General features: G+C 59.9%; 22 protein-coding genes. All 22 read right to left on the bottom strand.

Going from position 1 to position 16886, the window contains the following annotated elements; genetic code table 11:
• Window positions 1–102: 102 nt before the first annotated feature.
• A complete protein-coding gene (locus AC0Z5Z_RS08880; protein WP_150743329.1) occupies window positions 103–399 on the bottom strand; it encodes a phage tail assembly protein in 297 nt (98 codons plus the stop codon).
• Window positions 396–743: a phage tail tube protein gene (locus AC0Z5Z_RS08885; RefSeq protein WP_460094159.1), complete on the bottom strand. Its 348-nt coding sequence runs from the start codon at window positions 741–743 to the stop codon at window positions 396–398. The genes AC0Z5Z_RS08880 and AC0Z5Z_RS08885 overlap by 4 nt, the downstream gene beginning before the upstream one ends.
• Before the next feature lie 67 nt (window positions 744–810).
• Window positions 811–2307 carry a phage tail sheath subtilisin-like domain-containing protein gene (locus AC0Z5Z_RS08890; protein ID WP_071174557.1) on the bottom strand — a complete coding sequence of 499 codons (1497 nt, stop codon included), beginning with the start codon at window positions 2305–2307 and terminating at the stop codon, window positions 811–813.
• Window positions 2307–2489 (bottom strand): DUF2635 domain-containing protein, encoded by a 183-nt coding sequence (locus AC0Z5Z_RS08895; RefSeq protein ID WP_024011856.1) that lies wholly within the window; start codon window positions 2487–2489, stop codon window positions 2307–2309. The genes AC0Z5Z_RS08890 and AC0Z5Z_RS08895 overlap by 1 nt, the downstream gene beginning before the upstream one ends.
• Window positions 2486–3070, bottom strand: a complete 585-nt coding sequence (locus tag AC0Z5Z_RS08900; protein ID WP_150636346.1) for a phage tail terminator protein — start codon at window positions 3068–3070, stop codon at window positions 2486–2488. Before AC0Z5Z_RS08900 ends, AC0Z5Z_RS08895 begins: the two co-directional genes overlap by 4 nt.
• Window positions 3071–3227: 157 nt before the next feature.
• Window positions 3228–4250, bottom strand: a complete 1023-nt coding sequence (locus AC0Z5Z_RS08905) for a phage tail protein (protein WP_095180505.1) — start codon at window positions 4248–4250, stop codon at window positions 3228–3230.
• 9 nt (window positions 4251–4259) lie between these two features.
• Window positions 4260–4472 carry a tail protein X gene (locus AC0Z5Z_RS08910; RefSeq protein ID WP_095180504.1) on the bottom strand — a complete coding sequence of 71 codons (213 nt, stop codon included), beginning with the start codon at window positions 4470–4472 and terminating at the stop codon, window positions 4260–4262.
• A complete protein-coding gene (locus AC0Z5Z_RS08915; RefSeq protein WP_041478101.1) occupies window positions 4465–4848 on the bottom strand; it encodes a phage tail protein in 384 nt (127 codons plus the stop codon). The genes AC0Z5Z_RS08910 and AC0Z5Z_RS08915 overlap by 8 nt, the downstream gene beginning before the upstream one ends.
• On the bottom strand, window positions 4848–6821 hold the full coding sequence (locus tag AC0Z5Z_RS08920) for a phage tail tape measure protein (protein WP_485610966.1): 1974 nt from the start codon (window positions 6819–6821) through the stop codon (window positions 4848–4850). The genes AC0Z5Z_RS08915 and AC0Z5Z_RS08920 overlap by 1 nt, the downstream gene beginning before the upstream one ends.
• A 128-nt stretch (window positions 6822–6949) precedes the next feature.
• Complete coding sequence (locus AC0Z5Z_RS08925; protein ID WP_095180502.1) at window positions 6950–7531, bottom strand: phage tail assembly protein; 582 nt, start codon at window positions 7529–7531, stop codon at window positions 6950–6952.
• A gap of 152 nt (window positions 7532–7683) precedes the next feature.
• The gene (locus tag AC0Z5Z_RS08930; protein ID WP_039762530.1) at window positions 7684–8190 is read right to left on the bottom strand and encodes a phage major tail tube protein; all 507 of its coding nucleotides are present in this window, start codon (window positions 8188–8190) and stop codon (window positions 7684–7686) included.
• On the bottom strand, window positions 8190–9356 hold the full coding sequence (locus AC0Z5Z_RS08935) for a phage tail sheath protein (RefSeq protein ID WP_095180501.1): 1167 nt from the start codon (window positions 9354–9356) through the stop codon (window positions 8190–8192). The genes AC0Z5Z_RS08930 and AC0Z5Z_RS08935 overlap by 1 nt, the downstream gene beginning before the upstream one ends.
• 2 nt (window positions 9357–9358) lie before the next feature.
• Window positions 9359–9544, bottom strand: a complete 186-nt coding sequence (locus AC0Z5Z_RS08940; RefSeq protein WP_252877579.1) for a hypothetical protein — start codon at window positions 9542–9544, stop codon at window positions 9359–9361.
• A gap of 103 nt (window positions 9545–9647) precedes the next feature.
• On the bottom strand, window positions 9648–10193 hold the full coding sequence (locus tag AC0Z5Z_RS08945; RefSeq protein WP_305382320.1) for a DUF4376 domain-containing protein: 546 nt from the start codon (window positions 10191–10193) through the stop codon (window positions 9648–9650).
• 9 nt (window positions 10194–10202) lie between these two features.
• Entirely contained in the window at window positions 10203–12080 is a 1878-nt protein-coding gene (locus AC0Z5Z_RS08950; protein WP_485610967.1) for a phage tail-collar fiber domain-containing protein, read from the bottom strand.
• Window positions 12081–12716 (bottom strand): phage tail protein I, encoded by a 636-nt coding sequence (locus tag AC0Z5Z_RS08955; protein ID WP_256810382.1) that lies wholly within the window; start codon window positions 12714–12716, stop codon window positions 12081–12083.
• Window positions 12713–13708 carry a baseplate J/gp47 family protein gene (locus tag AC0Z5Z_RS08960; protein WP_485610968.1) on the bottom strand — a complete coding sequence of 332 codons (996 nt, stop codon included), beginning with the start codon at window positions 13706–13708 and terminating at the stop codon, window positions 12713–12715. The genes AC0Z5Z_RS08955 and AC0Z5Z_RS08960 overlap by 4 nt, the downstream gene beginning before the upstream one ends.
• A complete protein-coding gene (locus tag AC0Z5Z_RS08965; protein WP_056783245.1) occupies window positions 13705–14037 on the bottom strand; it encodes a hypothetical protein in 333 nt (110 codons plus the stop codon). The genes AC0Z5Z_RS08960 and AC0Z5Z_RS08965 overlap by 4 nt, the downstream gene beginning before the upstream one ends.
• Window positions 14038–14051: 14 nt before the next feature.
• On the bottom strand, window positions 14052–14660 hold the full coding sequence (locus AC0Z5Z_RS08970; protein ID WP_217852612.1) for a phage baseplate assembly protein V: 609 nt from the start codon (window positions 14658–14660) through the stop codon (window positions 14052–14054).
• Between the two features lie 3 nt (window positions 14661–14663).
• Complete coding sequence (locus AC0Z5Z_RS08975; RefSeq protein WP_460160428.1) at window positions 14664–15185, bottom strand: hypothetical protein; 522 nt, start codon at window positions 15183–15185, stop codon at window positions 14664–14666.
• A 71-nt stretch (window positions 15186–15256) separates the two neighbouring features.
• Window positions 15257–15595: a phage holin family protein gene (locus AC0Z5Z_RS08980; RefSeq protein WP_024011844.1), complete on the bottom strand. Its 339-nt coding sequence runs from the start codon at window positions 15593–15595 to the stop codon at window positions 15257–15259.
• Window positions 15596–16121: 526 nt separating this feature from the next.
• Entirely contained in the window at window positions 16122–16865 is a 744-nt protein-coding gene (locus AC0Z5Z_RS08985) for a LexA family transcriptional regulator (RefSeq protein WP_056783238.1), read from the bottom strand.
• Window positions 16866–16886: the final 21 nt, after the last annotated feature.

Raw genomic sequence — 16886 nt, forward strand, 5'->3', positions numbered from 1 at the left:
GTTGCGCGTGCTCCAGCGATTCGCGAAGCACATCCAGTGGCCTGGCCATCATCTGTTCGGGGTCAACCTTCCAGAACCAGGCCTGGTCATAGGCGACGGCGATCAGGTCGGTGATGGCGCCGACGCCGCACTCATGAAAAAACTCGCAACAGCCCAGCTCAGCGCATTGAGGTCAGCCAGATCCAACTGGTTGACCGACGACGGCGGAATGCCGGCGCACACGGCGATGTATTTGGCCGCCACGTCCATGTCGAGGCTGACTTCTTCGCTCTTGTCGATCTTGTACGGCAGCGCCTTGATCGCTCGCACTTCCTGCACCGTCGGGCGGCGCAGGGTGAGTTCGGTCAGAGGCTCGCCGTGGGCTTCGATCGCTACCTGAAGCTTCACGGCGCCGCTCATTGCCAGGTCCCCTTGATGCCTTCGAATTTCAGTTCGATGGTGGCGTCGTCGCCCTTGGAGACTGGCTCCTCGACCAGATAGGCGCCGGCCAGCACGTAGACTTTGCCGTTGCTGAATTCGCAGGTGACGGTGATATCGGTGCCTTCGATCAGCTTCTTCAGCGGGAAGTCGGCGGTGTGCAGCGCGGTCAGTTTGAACGACGGTGCGATGTCGGTTTCCTTGTAGAAACCGGGCACGACGGTTTCACGTTTGACGGCCATCAGCGGGGCTTCGCAGCCGCCATTGATGGTCAGTTGTGCGCCGTCGACCTTGACGTAGCAGGTGCCTGCAATCAGTTGACCCATGGTGTTTCTCCCTTCAAATAAAAAGCCCACGCGAGGTGGGCTGAATGCTTAGCGCCGACTGCGCGGATCAGGCCGCGTCGTCGTACTGCAGACGGAACTGGTTGAGCAGTGCGAACACGCGCAGGCCGTTGATGTAATCCGGCGGGAACAGCACGTTCACGCGGCTCGGGTCCTGCACGTCGCGTTCGACGATCAGGTGCTCGGCGAACAGCTCGGCGTTTTCCACGTGGCCTTCCAGTTCAAGTTTGGCGTACTGCGCGATCAGCTCGCCGCGAATGGTCGCCGGGGTGACGATAGGCTGGCCGGCACCGAAACGCGTGCCGTCGGAGGCCAGTTTGTGGCGGCCGTATTTGCTGGTGATCACGCTTTGCAGACGACGCACGATGAACGCCGACTGGTGCATGGTTTCGCTGTCCAGATAGGAGTTGTCGGCCTGGCCGTAGGCGTTCTTCTGGTAGGTGGTGATCGAGCGCTGGATGCGCACGTAACCGCCTTCGTAGTACGCAGTAGCGATGCCGTAGTTGAGCAGCGACTGACGCTCGGTCAGGGTGAAGCGCTCGCTGGCCGGCGCCGGGTCAACACCCGGCAGGCTGCCGCTTTGCGTCGGACGGCTGGCATCGGCGGAGATGAACACCGCCGTGCGCGCAGCCAGTGCCGCCGCTTGTACCCAGAACGGTTGTGGTACGCCCGGCTCCAGCGCCTGGATGGTCATGTGCTGATCGTTGCGCGCCTGGCCGGCAGCGACCAGCGTACCGACCGTGCCGCGTTTGGCGCTGTAGACGTGACCGAACAATTGCTTGGCCCACGACCAGCGCCCGGTGCTGTCATCCATCACCGCTTGCCAGGTGTTGAGGGTGGCCAGATCGGACCACGGCAGCGCGATGAATTCGAACGGCTCATCGCCCAGTGCCGCGACAGCGGCGATCTGATCCGGCACACCGGCGCCGCCGGTCATGGCGGTGATTGCGCTGGTCAGACCGGCCGGAGTTTCTTCGCCGTTGCTCTTGCCCAGGCGATTGAATTGCAGGCTGATGTCGTTGCCGCTGTCGCCGGTCCATTTGGCGGTCAGGGTGACCACGCCTTCGGCAGCCGCCGCGCTGACCGGCAGGTCGGCAGTGGCGTTGATTTTCTGCGCCAGTGCAGTGGCCGCTTGAGCGGCGGTGGCGCCGTTGACCACGGTGGCCTGCACGCGCACGCCGCCGACATATAGATTGAGCATGCCTGCCTGGGTCGCGGTACCGGTCAGGGTCAACACACCCTTGGCGATGGCGCCTTCGGTGTTGTGCAGCGGCAGGCACCAGATCTCGCCTATCGGGTCAGCCTTGCGGAAGGTCTCGTACATCGAAGCGAGCATCGAGCCCTGGCCGCCGATGCTTTTCGCCAGCGCCACGCTGGAAACCAGCACCAGTTTGCCGACTTCAGTCGGGGCAATATTGTCGTTGACCTGGGCGACGATCAAACGGCGCATGGCCGAGGTCGCGCTGTTGGCGGCCGAGTTGTCCATTTCGGCATAGAACAGCGGCACACGAATGTCCGCCGGGATGTTGCTGAATCCGATCGCCATTATTTGGCTCCCTGTGGTTTAGCCGCTTTTGCGGTTTTGAGTGTGATATCGCCGTCGGCCAGACGCCGGCGCCACCAGGCGCTGTCCAGCACTTCACGGCCTGCGGCCGGCAGCAAGTCGCCGGCCTCCGGGTCAGGGACGACACGGCCAGCGGCCGGCACTACGGTGATGCGGTTGCTCATGGGGTTACGTCTCCAGAGAAAGTCATTTCCACCCGGCCATCCGGACCCGGGCGTTGCAGATTGGGGTCGGCCGGATCGATCGCATCGACCCGCACCGTCATCCCGGTAAAAGACGACAAAGCGTCCAGTTCGCGCTCGTGCCAACTCTCCGCAGGCTGACTTGGCAGATTGCGGCCGAGCTGGAACTCGGCATAAAAACGCAGCCGATAGAAGGCGCGGCTGCTGTTGATCGAGACCATCTCGCCGCCGTCGTAGACGATGGCGCTGTAGTCGGAATCGGGTTTGAACCCCACCAGCGCACGCCACAGTTCGGCGCGTAGGTCGTGCAATCCATCCAGCGCTTTTGTAGCGTCGGTAGCGTCAAGCACCAGAACGATTTCGAAGCGGTCGCGGATCGGTTGGGTGGTGAGGTTTTGGGTGGTGCCAGGACTGGCCAGATCGGCCAGCAGCAGAACGTGCGCCGAGGGTGTCGGTAGATCGGGGTTGCCTTGCAGCAACGCCAGATCGACACCCACCGAAATGTGATTGGCAAGCCCAGGGCATTGCCCACGCAGTTGCGTGAGGATCGGGGTGATCTTCATGGGGGTGTTCCGAAGTAAGAGAAATTACAGTGAACGCCGCAGTCCCTGTGGGAGCGAGCCTGCTCGCGAAAGCGGTCGATCAGTCACATCGATGCTGAAGCTGACGTCCCTTTCGCGAGCAGGCTCGCTCCCACAGGAATATGCACTCGGTTCAGGATTACTGTTCCGCCTTGGGATCCAGGCACGACGCATCAATCAGGCAGCGATAGCTGTTCTCGCGACTGCCGCTGGCGGTGACCTTGTCGATCGACCAGCGTCCGCGCATGAAGTCCGGCCAGCTCTCATCGAGCAATACCAGCCCTTCGGCCGCGAGCCGTGGATCCCCCGGGCAGGTGATTTGCACCTTGTACTTCTGCCGCAGCATCTTGCGCACTTCGCCCTCGCCTACTGCGATGGCATCAGCTTCGCTGGGCTGCTTCTGGCGCAGCGTCTTGAACGGCGCAACACCGGTTTCAACCCAGCGCAGCACCCCGGCCGCCGCATCCCAGAAACAGGTCTTGCAGCCCTTGGCCTGCTCGCGGGCAGATTCTTCCAGCGTGGCGCTGATGAAGGCGTGATCGCCGGGGCGATTGTTGTGGGTAACCGACAGCGTCACGTCCGGCAGAATCTGCCCCGACAACGACTTGGTCTGCCCGGGCCGCGCCAGCACATAGACATCGCCATACGGCTTGGCGACGACGTTGTATTTTTTCGCCAGCCGCGTGACGAAACCCATATCAGTTTCGTTGGACTGGTCAATGTGCTCGATGCGGATCAACGAAATCTCCGGCGCGACCCGTGGCGAAAAGCCGTGCAGCTCCACCAGCTTGCGAAATAATCCACCCAGCGTCGTTGGCCCATGACTGGCGGTGCGGCGCTGCTTGAAGCCGGTTTCATCATCCTTGCTGAATGGCGCCGCAGTGGCCACCAGGGTGAGGCGAAACGGAAACAGTGTTGGCGTCAGACGCGTCACTTTGAAAAGGCCTTTATCGACCATCGCGGTTTCTCGATAGCCGACTTGCATGCCAATCTTGCCGCCCAGATTCGGCAACCCCTCAAGCCCCTCCAGATCGATAGTCAACGTCAGCTGATCGGACTCGAAACCGGCGGCATCGATGTGCTCCCAACTGATCAGGCGTTGATTGAGCAAGGCCGCGTTGGCCCCGTAGATATTCACTGCCGGCGTAAATCCCAGTGCCATTCAACCTCCTTAATCCCACGCCGTCGCTGCTTTGACCACGGCGGGTTTCACATCCAGTTCCGGTAGCACGATCCAGACGCCGGCGGGCAGAATCGGCCCGTGTTCGGCCAGGGTCGGGTTGAGCTTCCACAGCGCTTCTTCGGCAGCGTCATCACTGCGCCCGGTTTCGCGGTAGAGCAGCAGATTCACCGAATCACCGGCCACGCTTCGTGCTTTACGCATTGTTGAACTCCGCTAGTTCGATGACCCAATCGACTACCATCGCCGTACCGTCATCGATGATCTGGGTCTGGGTTTCCTGAACGCTGCTGATCCGCCACAGGCCCCAGTTTCGACCAATCCCGTCGATCAACGGCAGCGGGATACGCAGCGCCTGCAAAGCTCGCAATTCATCGAGCCGATCCATGGCTACGGCGTACATCGACTTGCCGGTAATGGTCAGGGTTTCCGGTTTCTGTCCGGTCTGGCTGGACTTGGGTTTGCTGGTGAGGATCTGTATCTCGGTCCAGCCGCCGTCAGACTTGCGCAGCAACTGGTGGTACGCAAAGTTGCGCGACAGGCCGAAGATGAAACTGCCCAATGCCATTTGCTGTTTCATCAGGCGACTCCATCGGTCAGGGCCGCGTCGCGGCGGGTGGCAAGGGGGTTGTTGGTGAGCAGCGGGGTCATTTGCATGAACTGGTTTTGCAGATGCTGCGCGACCAACATACCGATCTTGTCCGAGCTGCCGGGGTCGCTGCAGTAGACCTGGACCGAAGGTGCGTAGGTCACGTGCTGGTCAGACGCATGGGCGCTCGCCAGATCCTTGCTCACTTGGGCGGGCGCAGAAAGCGTGTCAGGCGCGGTGATAGCAAGTCTTTCACTCAAAGCAGTTTGCGCGTTTCTGCTCGATGCCGGAATCGCCTGCGAAATAGCCTCCAGAGAAACCGTCGATGGCCCGAGGTGCGGCGTATCGACCAATGATGCTCGTTCGCCAATTGCCATTTCCGCACCGGCCGCAGGAGCCAGACTGGCAATCCCTGTCACCGGCTTGTCCGCTGCGAGCCTCGATGCAGAATCTGCTGTTGACGAAAGATCGGGGGGATTCGCCAGGGCGCTACCAGGTATCCGTTTGCGCAACCGGTCTTTCGCCTCATCGACACCGGCGTCCAACACAAGATCGAATAGCTTTTTCAGGGCTGAACCCAAAACAATGACCCCCGCCGTGATCGTCGGATGGTCCTCAGCGAATTCACTCATCCTGTCGATGCCGGCACCGGCAACGCTCAGCACTTCAGGAGAGGGCGCCACCGCCTGGGCGCTGGCGATAGCCAAGCGCTCGTTTCGAGCAGTCTGAGCATTCCACTGTCCTTGCGGGGAATTGGAGCGTGCCAGTGCAGACTGGCGCACCGAACTCCGCTCACCGATCACCGAAGTCGCGTACTGACTTTTGTCCTTTACTTGCGAAAAGGCCTCGTTGACATCGCCCGGATTCTGCGCCAACAACTGCACCGCATTGGCGCTGTCAGCAAACAGGCTTCGCGCCAGCGTGGCGCGTTGTTCGACAGGTTTTGCGTGCAGCGCGGCAAGCACCGAGAGCAGCGCACCCTGGGCATTCTGCTTGTCGGGGCTATGCATTGCAGCGGTCACGGCAGCAGGATCAAGTCCCAACTGCTTCCAGGCGCCACGTTCTGCGGCGGAGACGCTGTCACCTTTGCCCAAGGCAGCTGAAAGGCTTTTCAACGCCTGCCCGGCATCGTCTTTGCCCGTTCCGCTGCGGAGCAAGGCTGCCGACAGCGCTGCGGCCTGCTGGGGCTGCAAGCCTGCTGTGAGCGCCGCCTCGCCTGATTGCTTGAGTACGGCGCCGATGTCGGCGGACTTGACGCCACCCGGCATTTTGCCGAGCAGGTGTGTCGCATCCGCGAGGTCAAACGCCTGATCGCGAGTGAGCTTCATCGAGGTGCGCCACACCGTCATCATCTCGGCGACTTCCATCGCTGGGATTTTGAGTGCCGACGCTACGACCGCAGCGTCGCTGGCGAAGTTGAGCAGCTCAAAAGACTTGTCCGACGCGTTGGTCAGCTCATTGCCAATTCCTGAGTCGGCGGCCAGCGTTGCAACCTTGATCAGTTCGATACCGCTGGTGCCTCCCGCCGCCACCATCGGCCTACTGGCCATGATCAAGCTCGACAGTGCGATTTCGTTGGCCTGCACTGGCGTCAATTGTGCCGCGCTACCCAGATCGGCCGCCGCCGAATAAAAGTCAATCGCCGGCCTCACACTTTCTGGTGCCTTGGTCCGCTCGGCGGCCTCATCCGGCGCTGCCGACGCGCTGGTGGCTTCACCGTTCGCGGTGGAACTCAACGAGAGCATCCGCAAGTTGGACAATGCCAATCGCAATGAATCGATCGCTGTCGTCAACGCATCGATCCTGATACTTGCGGTGACGAGCGCCTGACTCAGCTGGGGATATTGATCGCCGATGATCGGTCCGGGGCCGGGGTTTGCCGCAGCCATGTTCAAGCGGATATCACCGGTTGCTGCGCCCCCCCGCTCATCGGCATTCATTGGCGCAAATTTGCTTTCTGCCATGCCGCTCTACTCCTGTTTCACGCCAAGGCGAGTGATCGCTATGTCGTAGCGGCGCAACGCCTTTTCGGCGTCCCATTCCAGAATCTCCGCTTCACTTACCGGGTAAATGAGCGGGACGATATCGAGGATTACTTCGATGTCGCGTTCCGAAAGTAGGCCGCCGGCTGGTTTAAAAAATCGTCGATGCGCACCTGCAATTGCGTCCAGTCGGGGACGGTCAGGTGGGCCAGATCGGGGATCATCAGGCCGGTGCAGTGGGCGGTGATGAATTCGGCGCGTTCCTTGGCCGTCTTCAGTTTCTTCATCACTTTGGTGGCGCGCAGCACGGGCATTTCCAGGCTCAGCGAGTCGACGGTGCGGCCGGTGACGGCGAGCGGTTGCAGCAATTGCACCTGGTCGGGATCGTCGGATTTCTCCGCGTCATCGATCTGGTCAAGAAAGTACGCACTCGGCCGGGTCGACATCTCATGGACGTACTGGGCGATGCTCACGTAGTCCGGACGTTTGAGTTGATCGAGCTCTTTCACCGACAGGCCGGTGGCGAGCAGCGCCAGCTCGAAGAACTGATCGTCTTCGTCATCGCCGGCGCGTTCCAGCGCATCTTTTTGTGCGGCGTAGAACAGCGGTTTGAGCTGGATCGTTGCGATCTGCGAGCCATCGTCACCGGTGATCGGCGACAGCAGTTCGTGTTGGGGTGGCATCCACGGCATGTATGAATTCCTTGGTGATTCGTTTAGATCCACTGTGGGAGCGAGCCTGCTCGCGAAGGCTTTGGCACATTCGAAATTGATGTAACTGAACGACCGCTTTCGCGAGCAGGCTCGCTCCCACAGGGTTTTGTGATTTGCCGGTAAACCGGGGTTTACGGCATCAACACCGCACGCCGTGCATCACCGAGGATGTCGACGCCGTTGAGCACGAATTTCTGCGTGCGCACGTCGATGTCGATCACCGGCACGCCGTTTTCCAGGCGGTTGTAGGTGCGGCAGGACAGTTCCAGGTTGGTCTTGGGTTTCTCGCCCATTTTCACCGCGGTTTCCTCAAGGGACTTCAGCTGGCCGCCGACGGTGTGGTAGGTGAACCAGGTATTGCCGTCCTGATCCTGACCGGCTTCACGCACGTTGAGCAGGATGTCGTCGCCCAGCTTCACGCCCAGCGCCAGCAGAACCTCGGCGCCGAGGCCTTGCAGGGTCAGCTTGGCGCCGAGCGCTTTGCCGCCCTTGGCCATTTCTTCGACGATAAAGCGCCCGCCGCGCATCTCTTCCATGTCGAATTCGATTTTCGGCGGGGTGAATTCCTCAACGGTCGCCGACAACGGCAGGCCTTGCAGGGTGGCCGCGATGGCCTGTCTTACGCGGTTGGTAAACATTAGAGAACGTCCTCCAGGAACTGCTCGATGATTTCATCGCGGGCGTTGAGTTGATAAACCATGTGTTCGTTCGGCGCGTAGCGGCCGTAGTCGATGACCACGTACCAGGTGCCGTTCTTGTACTTCTCGACGCTGTTGAGTTCCGGGTGCAGATACACGCTGCCGCCAGGAATGGTTTCGTCGGCGACCAGGGTCTGCAGCCAGTCGTTGACGCGCTTGACCTCCTGATCCATGAAGGATTTGGTGAGGTTCTTGGCCATGGCTTTCTGGCCGGCCTTGACCAGCTTGCGGCTGATCGCATCTTCGAGGCCGACGTAGCTGATGAACTTGCCGGTGATCGAGCGGTTACCCAGCAGCGAGAAGCCGCCGAGCACGGTGCGGGCGTAGTAGCTGACGCCGTAACGATTGAGCAGATCGCCTTCGGTGGACGTGTCGAGAATGTTGTATTCGACGACCCGCGAAACGTCTTCGGCGAAGGTCACCTGGTTGCCCGGGCTCTCCCATTGCTTGACCTTGGCCAGCGCGGCAATCGCCAGACTGGAAGGCGACAGGAAGACGTTTTTCTTCGCCGCTTTCGAATACACGGCGGGCATGTTGTGCACCACCAGGCAACGGTCGAAACCGAGTTCGGCGCCGCCGAGTTCCTGGCTGTACAGCACCTGATCGGACACCGAGACATCCTTGCCGTCCAGCACTACACGGGCCTTGATGCGCTTGCCGAACGCGGCGAACTCGCCGGCCACCGCTTTAGTGCCGGTGAAGCCCGGCGCGCCGATGATGGTCAGGTCTTCCGGGACACTGCCCAGCGCCGCCAGACCGAGCTTGCGGCCAGTGGCCGGCTCGACACCGCCGATCACATTGTTGACCGTGTCGGCCGGCGTCGCGCCTGCTTCGACGATGACTACGTACACCGGCACCTTGACCACTTTGAGGATCTGGTAGACCGCGTGATACAGCGTGCCCTCTTCCGAACCGGTCGGATCGAGCAACGCGTGGGTGGTGAAGCTGTTGATGCGGAACGGCGCGTTACGCGGAATCAGCGGATCGGCTTTCGGCGCAGTGCCGACCAGACCGATGACGTTGTCACCCAGGCCACCCATGGCCTCGGGGGATTCAGTGGCATTGACGGTAATGCCGTTGTGCTCGAAGTTCAGAACCTCAGCCATGTTCAGTCAGCCTTCTTGGCAGCGGCCTTTTTGGCCTGGGTGATAGAGGTTTTCGGCTCAAGTCGACCGGCAAAGTGCAAGGCACTGGCCTCGACATCGAGCAGATCGAGTTCTTGACCAACGCTCGACCAATGCCCACCGCCGGTGGGGAATGGGACGAGCACGGTGTAGGTTTGGCGGGTTGCCATTTTTCGTTTCTCCATAAACGGGAAAGCCCCTCGGGAGGGAGGGGCTTTTTTTGGGGGGGGGGTGTTTTGAAGGGATAAGAAAAAGCGCTTGAGGTCGGGGCGGTTATAGCTCAGGAAGGTTGTTTAACCGGGCTGAGTTTGGCCAGCCTTGATGGATCATCTCCTCAGTACATTCACCAGACTCAACGGCTGCCAACAATACTCGTTCACGATCAAAACAATCTTGAACATGGGTCCGAATCAAAGTCGCCATTGCAATTATCTGGGCAGCCTCCAACTCGGCGAAACCTTCAGAAAACTTCCATGCACACTTGTAAGACGGGTCTAGAATTGCAGCTACCGCAGCACTTGCGACCAATGCCTGACCGTCTCGCGTGGTATCCGCTGTAGAGCCTTGAAATTCCACACCAGATGTTTCCCGGTGGAACCGTTCAACAGCGATTAACTTTGCAAAATCTACTTTGTCTTCAAATGGTATTTTGGTAAGCGCTCCATCGACTAGACACCATTGTCCTGTCATGTCTATCGCGGACTGCAGCCAAAGTTCTTCGCTAATGCGAACCGCTCCCTCGGGTATATCGCAAACACCTCGAATCAGGCGATCTTTAATGTGGCCTGACTCATCAAACGTCATGTATTTGTTAGTCATATTTTTTCCTCAGCAACCAACTGCGAGCCATCGAGTTGAAGTGCCCGAAGAAGACCGAACTGTAAAGCCGTTCTTGTTTAACGCGCCTAACGCAACGAATCCGACTGACCCGGAGCCCGGGGTATAGTCACTAATTGCGATGGCTGATAGCGCGGAATTAGGAAATGTGAGTGGAAAAGGAATTGCTTGATCCGCCGTGCTTGAGACAACTGAGTAAATTCCCCACTGGATAGTGAATCCTCCCAGCCAAAACGGGAATACACAGTAACCGACCCCACTTTTCTGAAATTGAAAGCCCCAGGTCATTTTTTTTGGTGTAACGATAGCGCTGTCATCGGCGCCGGTATTCGTCTGCGCTTGAGTGGCAACTTTCGCTGTCCCTTGATTGGTTTCGGAGGCTTGTTGCGCCAAAGCAGAGAGCGCAGCGATATCAATGGTCCCCTGGTTGACAGGGGCGTTCCAAGCTTTTATGCACCAGATGATCGCGAGATTGCGCGGGCGTGTCTCCGCAGAGGTACGCGCTACTTTTGAAGCATCAAACAACACACCGTGGTAAGCAGCTTTTTGGTTAAGCGGACTCAGGGCTCCGCTCAAATTCGCCAACCCGAACGCGCCACTTGCCGTGTTGATATCAAGATAGCCGTCAAAAGTCCCGGTAATGTTCTGTAACGTATCAGCCTGATAGCTGCCGAGCGCCCGACCTCCATCGACGCCCCGCCCATGATCCCAACCCCGCAAAAACTCCCCGCGCGCCTCTGGCAAACGGAAGTTCCCAACCCCCTCGTCCCCCTTGTTGAACTTGCCGCCCAGATAAGCGCTCAGGTCCGGATACGTCGCACTGCTCTTGACGCTGTTATCCAGCTCCAGAAAACCCGGCGGTGGCGCATCAACCGGAAACGCCACAATCGATCCAACTGGCAACGCGGAAGCCTTGGCGATCAACGCCTCAACTTCAGCCTTGGTGTACGAGTCCTTGATGCCAAACCCTGCCAGCGTTTCCGGATTGGCACCGGCAGTCGCCCGGCCATATTCATCAACCGTCAGACTCTTATAAGTCCCGGCAGCAATCCCGGTGCGCCCCGCGAGCATCTTGAACGTCAGCGCAGTCGTGCCGAGGATAATCGGTGCGTTGGTGGTCAGATGCCACAACGAATCACCGTTCGCCGTGCCCTCCTCCACCATGACCGTCAGACCCGGGGTGACCTTGGCGCTGGTGTTGGCATCGGTGGCCCGCACCCAGTCGCCATTGGCAACAATCCACAGGCCGTTGTCCTTGGCCAGCGTCTGGCTCGGCAGCAGCACACGATCGCCGGCAATTACGGCAACACCATCAATCTGCTGTGCGCTGTTAAGTACGACATTGCCAGTCGCCGCAACACGCACCGACTGCTTGCCATCAAGTTTGCCGAGTTCTTCGGCGAGATAACTCATGACCCAGGCACGCGTCGCTTTAACCACCGTGTCATCAATCAACAAGGTCACCAGCGACGCATTACTGGTCTCGAAAATCGAGCGAATGTAAAACTCTTTACCCGAGCCCGACGTCGCCAGCACCGGTTTGAACGACTCCGGGTATTTGACGATAGCGTAGAGAATGCCGGTGTCGGTCCACAGCCCGGCTTCACGCACATACCAGCCGCCGACGTCCGGCGGGATAGTGACTTCGGCGAGCAGCCAGCTCGGGTTTTTCTCATCCTGGAACAGTGCGTTGAGCGGTCCGCGCCAGACTTCGCGTTTCAGCGCGGTCGCGGTGGCAGCCGGGTTATAGACCGCGCCGCCGCCGTCGCCGACGGAAATCTGCGTCAACTTGATCGGCACACCCGCAGCCTTGCACGCCGTTTCGTAGGCAATCCCTGCGTTGGTGAGCAGGGTGTAATAGTCAGCCATTCAGGCCCCCTGAGGATAAATAGTGGATGTTTCGACGGTGTACATGCCGGCAGCCATGAACGCCTCGCCAGAGGTTTCAAGCCCTTCGATGAACACCGGATAAACCGTGGTCAGTTCGCCGCAAAACGTCGCAGCACCAATGACGTGATTGCCGAATGCGCTCAAACCCACCGACACGGAGAGAACGTCCCTCTCGCTTTTCGCATCGGCCAGACGGCGGTCGAGACGGGCGTCGATTTCTTCGCTGTAGGTTTGGTCGCTGAAGGCACGCACGGAAAAGCTGTACGGCGCGCCGGGCGGTGTCTGTTCGTACCAGGCGCGGATTTCCGGGCGCAGTTGCAAACCCTTGGCGGCGTTTTCCAGCGCCTTGCGTGTGCCGGCCTGGCGCGCGGTGGGCCAGGCCAGTTCGACGGTTACGCGCTTCTCCGCCACCGGCGCATCGGTGCTCCATTCGGCGACGCCGCGATCGGCAGCCAGATACGGCAGGAAGGCCACCGGCGTTTCGCTGGGGTTCATCAGTTCCGGGAACGGCGGCGCGATGCGGTCGAGCAAGGCGTCGAAGCCCAGATCCAGTCCGCGTTCGAGGGCCGAGCTGTTGGCCGGAAGCAAGGTTGGCCGCTGAGTTTTTTCACTCATAGCGTCAGCACCTCGACTTCAACCGCGGTGCAATACGGCGCCTGAAACGCGGTCGTCACAATCGGCGCCAGCGGTTCGAGAATCTGCAGTTGCACGGCGCCGGCGCTGTGCAACGTGTAGTCGATCCAGCTCGGATCGACCCGGCCTTCGAGGCGATGGCAACTGTCGGCATACGCTTGCAATTGTGCTTGCGCCGCGACCTTGGTCAGGCCCGAGTCGGGGCCGGAATTGATCTTGGCGACGACGCGGATTTTGTAGCGCTGGATCTCGGCAGCCTTGACGGTGACGAGGTCGGTTTCCGGGCGCACGTCTGGACGAGCAAAGTGCTGACGGACGCCCTCGAGCAATGCTTCGGAAGGCGTGCCATCGCCGTCTCGAGAAAGCACGGTGACTTGCACTTCGCCCGGCGCAGTGCGGCGCCCGTTGCCATCCTTGACCTGCGCGGCGAGGCCGTCCGGGTTGAAGGTGTAAGTGACATTCACTACGCCGGAATCAGTGGACTCAACCTGCACCGTGGGCCGCTCGCCGAGGGTGAACACCTCGCGGCGATACTGCATCCGCGAACCCGCCGCCGGTGCATGAGGTGCCAGGTAATAACGCAACCGAGCGTCGTCATCACTTTCATAAATCGCCGGCACTGGCGGAAATGCCGCCGGGTCGCCGGGATCGAGCAGTTGCCGCTCAAGCCCCATGTCGGCCAGCCGCGCATCGAGATTGCTGCCGGTCGCCCACCACGCCAGCATCTGTTTGATGCGTGCGTTGTATTTGCGCTCATGGGTTTGCAGACGCACGCAGAACGCTTCTAGCGCGAGGGTGAGCAATTCGCTTTCGTTTTCCAGGCTCACCTTGAGTTTCGCGGCGCTGGTCGGCGAGCGAGCACCCACGTATTCGACGACGAAGGCTTTGAACTCGTTGAGTAAATCTTCGAACGCTTCAACCGTGATCAGCGCGGGTTCGGCCAGTTGATTCTGGCCGGGGATCAGCATGCTCATGTCACCACCTCGAAGGTTTGTTGGCGGTTTTTCCAGGTGCCGGCAAAACGCAGCAGCAGGCCGTCGCCGTGGCGACTGGCAACAATCACTTGCGGCTGAAAATCATCGATACCGTTATGCGGGTTGTAGAACGCTTGCGCGGCGTGGCTCTGTGCCAGAAGCAGAATGTCGTCACCGAGGTTCTGCCCGAGGAGAGTGGGAATCAGCGAACCGTACAAAGGTCGTTTCTGCCGAGTGCCCAGCGGTGTGGTCAGGGCCCGGGTCGCGCGCTGCACGAATTGCAGCCAGTCGTCGACCGTGGCCCCGCTGTCTCTATCGATTCCGATCATGGGAGGCTCTTGAATCAGGGGCTGATGACGCGGCCCTGGTGATCGACCAAGGGGCCGCTGAAGTGCACGCCCGAGGCGTCGATACTCAGGCCGACGGCGCCCAGTTGCAGGGTGATCAGTTCTGGCGTCATGGCCAGACGTGCAGGGCCGATGCTCAGTTCGAGCGACTCGCGAGACCCGTGGAATTGCGTTGGTCCGTTGAGCCAGTGCAAGGCGTGGCTGGCGTCGTCGTAACCGCTTTCGCTGCCGTCCTGATGCACCCGACGGGTCAGCGTCGGCACAGTCGAGGCCGGGGGGAAACGGTCACTGTTCAAGCCGAACAACGCGACACTCTGCGCACCGCTTTCACCGCTGCCATAGTTGAACAGCAGGCACTGCTCGCCCACCGTCGGGATGCGCGATTCACTTTGCGCACCAGCGCTGGGGTTGAAGAACTTGATCGCAGGGGTGAGCAATCCACCATGGCTGACCTGGCAAGTGTTACTCGCCGCATCAACTGACTGGCAGATGCCAATACGACAGAAACTCTCGGCACGGCGATGCAGGTCTTCGATTTCCGCTTCCATTTCCGCCAGACGCTCAATGATCGGACCGAGCTGCATACGCAGTAATGCATCGAACATCCGTCAGCCCTCCAGCGCGGTGTACTGGTCTGGATCGTCGATGTTGCTGACTTCCCAGGTGCGAGCGAATTTCGGCATGCCCAGTGGATCGTCGAGCAAGGTCGGGCCGAGGTAGAGTGTCTGGTTGAACGTCAGGGTCCAGGCTTTGTATTGTTGATCAGCACTGATAAGCAACGATGGCAAGCCATCGATATTCATCGGCAGATCGCATTGATCGCCGGGCAATCCCCAGCGGTTGTCGGTGATCAGGTTTTTCAGCACGGCGATCAGATCGCACGCTGCAAAAGCGGTCGCTGAAAGCGCCGGGATGACTTGCAGTGACAACGTCATTACATGAGCGATACGCCCATCAGCGCCGCGCACGCCGGACGCGTTCCGGTCAAAGTCGATCAGTGCCCAGGCTTGTTCACCCGCTGCTGTGAAGTCAGCGCGACTGCCGACATTGAGGTTGAGACCGGCGGTGTTGCGCAGTGTCGTCGCGATGGCTATGAACAGTTGCGACGGCTGCTGGATCGGTGTGGGCATACATGACCTCCTTTTCAATCGTCCACGCGCAGCCCTGCCGCCAACATGGCGGCACGGAAAAATATTCAGGGTTAAGGCTGGTCGCGCGGCGGTACTTCGCAGACGCCGATACGCTTGGCCGCCCAGCGTTCGTAAAGGCCTATGGCGACATCAGCGCCGGCCATCGCCGTCAGGCAGCCAAAAGCGCCAGCGGCCCAGATCGACATGCCGGCGGCGTACAGCAGCATGATTGCCGACACCCCGCAGATCATGCAGGCGCCGGAACGCAGAGCCAGACGCCGCACAAGTGACCAGCCGCGGGCGCCCTCCTTGTCGGCGCGCCACATTTCGCCGGACACCCCGCCGACGACAGCGAGGAGGATGACCAGCCAGATCGGCATGTCCGCCAACGCTTGTTGCTCGTTTGTCATGTCACGCCTCCGTGGGTGATTGATGAGTGATGGGTTGGATTCAAACGGTTTCTCTTGAGGCAGGCATTCCAAAAAGCCCGGCGCTTGTACACCGGGCTTTTCAGTAATGCGCTCCTTCGCCTTCCTTCCAATCCTGTGTTCGAGAAGGAAGCTGACTTTTCGGCGCTACTGGCGCGGTACGAGTCCATTCAGATTGTTTTTCCGACCGCGGTCCCTGCCCGCCGGATAACTGCTTCTGGTGCTTTACGCTGCACACCTGGGTCAGTTGCCAACCCTCTGAACCGTTGAGGCCGGTTCATCGCTGCCTGTTCTTGTGGAACTAAAGAGCTTGTCTTGCCAGCCGCTTTGTCGAGCGGCTTGGTGGCAAGAATATGCATGGATGCATATACAGTCAATGCGTAAATGCATTTATTTATGCATTAAATTTGCGCATATGCATGAAACCCAAGCGGGCCAAGGGGTGGGGAGATTTCTGCAGGCGAAAAAAAACCTGCCGGGGGGCAGGTTTCAGTTGAATCGAAAGGGGCTAGCGGGCGTACATGCCCCACCAGAAGACGTGACCAAGGATAACGATCTGCTCTTCCTGGATTTCCTGGAAGCTGTAGTCCTCATCCGGATGCTCGTCTCGATTGAAGCTGCGCAGACGGATGCCGGTGGGCAGGCGATAGAGTTGCTTCACGCGCAATTGGCCGTTGTGATTGATCGCATACAGATCGCCATCAATGATGTCGCCGATGCCGCACTTGCCGGCGTTGACGCCGACGGTGGCGCCATCACGCAGAACCGGCAACATGCTGTTGCCGCGCACCGTCACGCATTTGGCCTGGTCGAACTGCACACCGTTGTGGCGCAGGCTGCGTTTGCCGAAGCGCAGGCTGGAGCGCTCGCTCTCTTCGATGACGAATCTTCCTGATCCAGCAGCCAATTCAACCTCACGTAGAAAGGGCACCGACACCTCGTCGTCATCGACGGGGGTGTCGTCGTCCCACAGGCTTATGTCCTTGAGTTCCGCATGCACGTCAGCGCGCGTGCCGGCCGCCGTTGGTGCGACATCCGCGCGCCCGCGCAACTGATCGGTGCTGACGTTGAAATATTCAGCGATCTTCGAGATGTGTTTATCCGAAGGATCGACAATCTTCCCGCTGAGAATCCGCGAGAGCGTTGATTGAGGCACGCCGGTGCGACGGTGGAGCTCCGTGGGGGAGATCCCGTGCTGGTCGAGCAGTGCTCTTAAGACGGAGGAAACGTTGCGTTTTTGCATAACGCGCATAGTGCTTGAAGTTTTTCGTGA

This window comes from Pseudomonas sp. 1L-E-NC-VB-C3 (assembly GCF_057291535.1).

Coding starts and splice junctions, on each gene's coding strand:
- AC0Z5Z_RS08980 (WP_024011844.1), bottom strand. CDS start 15,595: ATGACAAACGAGCAACAAGCGTTGGCGGACATGCCGATCTGGCTGGTC.
- AC0Z5Z_RS08930 (WP_039762530.1), bottom strand. CDS start 8,190: ATGTTTACCAACCGCGTAAGACAGGCCATCGCGGCCACCCTGCAAGGC.
- AC0Z5Z_RS08915 (WP_041478101.1), bottom strand. CDS start 4,848: ATGAAACAGCAAATGGCATTGGGCAGTTTCATCTTCGGCCTGTCGCGC.
- AC0Z5Z_RS08960 (WP_485610968.1), bottom strand. CDS start 13,708: ATGAGCATGCTGATCCCCGGCCAGAATCAACTGGCCGAACCCGCGCTG.
- AC0Z5Z_RS08940 (WP_252877579.1), bottom strand. CDS start 9,544: ATGGCAACCCGCCAAACCTACACCGTGCTCGTCCCATTCCCCACCGGC.
- AC0Z5Z_RS08945 (WP_305382320.1), bottom strand. CDS start 10,193: ATGACTAACAAATACATGACGTTTGATGAGTCAGGCCACATTAAAGAT.
- AC0Z5Z_RS08900 (WP_150636346.1), bottom strand. CDS start 3,070: ATGAAGATCACCCCGATCCTCACGCAACTGCGTGGGCAATGCCCTGGG.
- AC0Z5Z_RS08925 (WP_095180502.1), bottom strand. CDS start 7,531: ATGCCGTGGATGCCACCCCAACACGAACTGCTGTCGCCGATCACCGGT.
- AC0Z5Z_RS08970 (WP_217852612.1), bottom strand. CDS start 14,660: ATGTTCGATGCATTACTGCGTATGCAGCTCGGTCCGATCATTGAGCGT.
- AC0Z5Z_RS08920 (WP_485610966.1), bottom strand. CDS start 6,821: ATGGCAGAAAGCAAATTTGCGCCAATGAATGCCGATGAGCGGGGGGGC.
- AC0Z5Z_RS08975 (WP_460160428.1), bottom strand. CDS start 15,185: ATGCCCACACCGATCCAGCAGCCGTCGCAACTGTTCATAGCCATCGCG.
- AC0Z5Z_RS08890 (WP_071174557.1), bottom strand. CDS start 2,307: ATGGCGATCGGATTCAGCAACATCCCGGCGGACATTCGTGTGCCGCTG.
- AC0Z5Z_RS08955 (WP_256810382.1), bottom strand. CDS start 12,716: ATGAGTGAAAAAACTCAGCGGCCAACCTTGCTTCCGGCCAACAGCTCG.
- AC0Z5Z_RS08950 (WP_485610967.1), bottom strand. CDS start 12,080: ATGGCTGACTATTACACCCTGCTCACCAACGCAGGGATTGCCTACGAA.
- AC0Z5Z_RS08880 (WP_150743329.1), bottom strand. CDS start 399: ATGAGCGGCGCCGTGAAGCTTCAGGTAGCGATCGAAGCCCACGGCGAG.
- AC0Z5Z_RS08895 (WP_024011856.1), bottom strand. CDS start 2,489: ATGAGCAACCGCATCACCGTAGTGCCGGCCGCTGGCCGTGTCGTCCCT.
- AC0Z5Z_RS08965 (WP_056783245.1), bottom strand. CDS start 14,037: ATGATCGGAATCGATAGAGACAGCGGGGCCACGGTCGACGACTGGCTG.
- AC0Z5Z_RS08885 (WP_460094159.1), bottom strand. CDS start 743: ATGGGTCAACTGATTGCAGGCACCTGCTACGTCAAGGTCGACGGCGCA.
- AC0Z5Z_RS08910 (WP_095180504.1), bottom strand. CDS start 4,472: ATGCGTAAAGCACGAAGCGTGGCCGGTGATTCGGTGAATCTGCTGCTC.
- AC0Z5Z_RS08935 (WP_095180501.1), bottom strand. CDS start 9,356: ATGGCTGAGGTTCTGAACTTCGAGCACAACGGCATTACCGTCAATGCC.
- AC0Z5Z_RS08985 (WP_056783238.1), bottom strand. CDS start 16,865: ATGCGCGTTATGCAAAAACGCAACGTTTCCTCCGTCTTAAGAGCACTG.
- AC0Z5Z_RS08905 (WP_095180505.1), bottom strand. CDS start 4,250: ATGGCACTGGGATTTACGCCGGCAGTGAATATCTACGGGGCCAACGCG.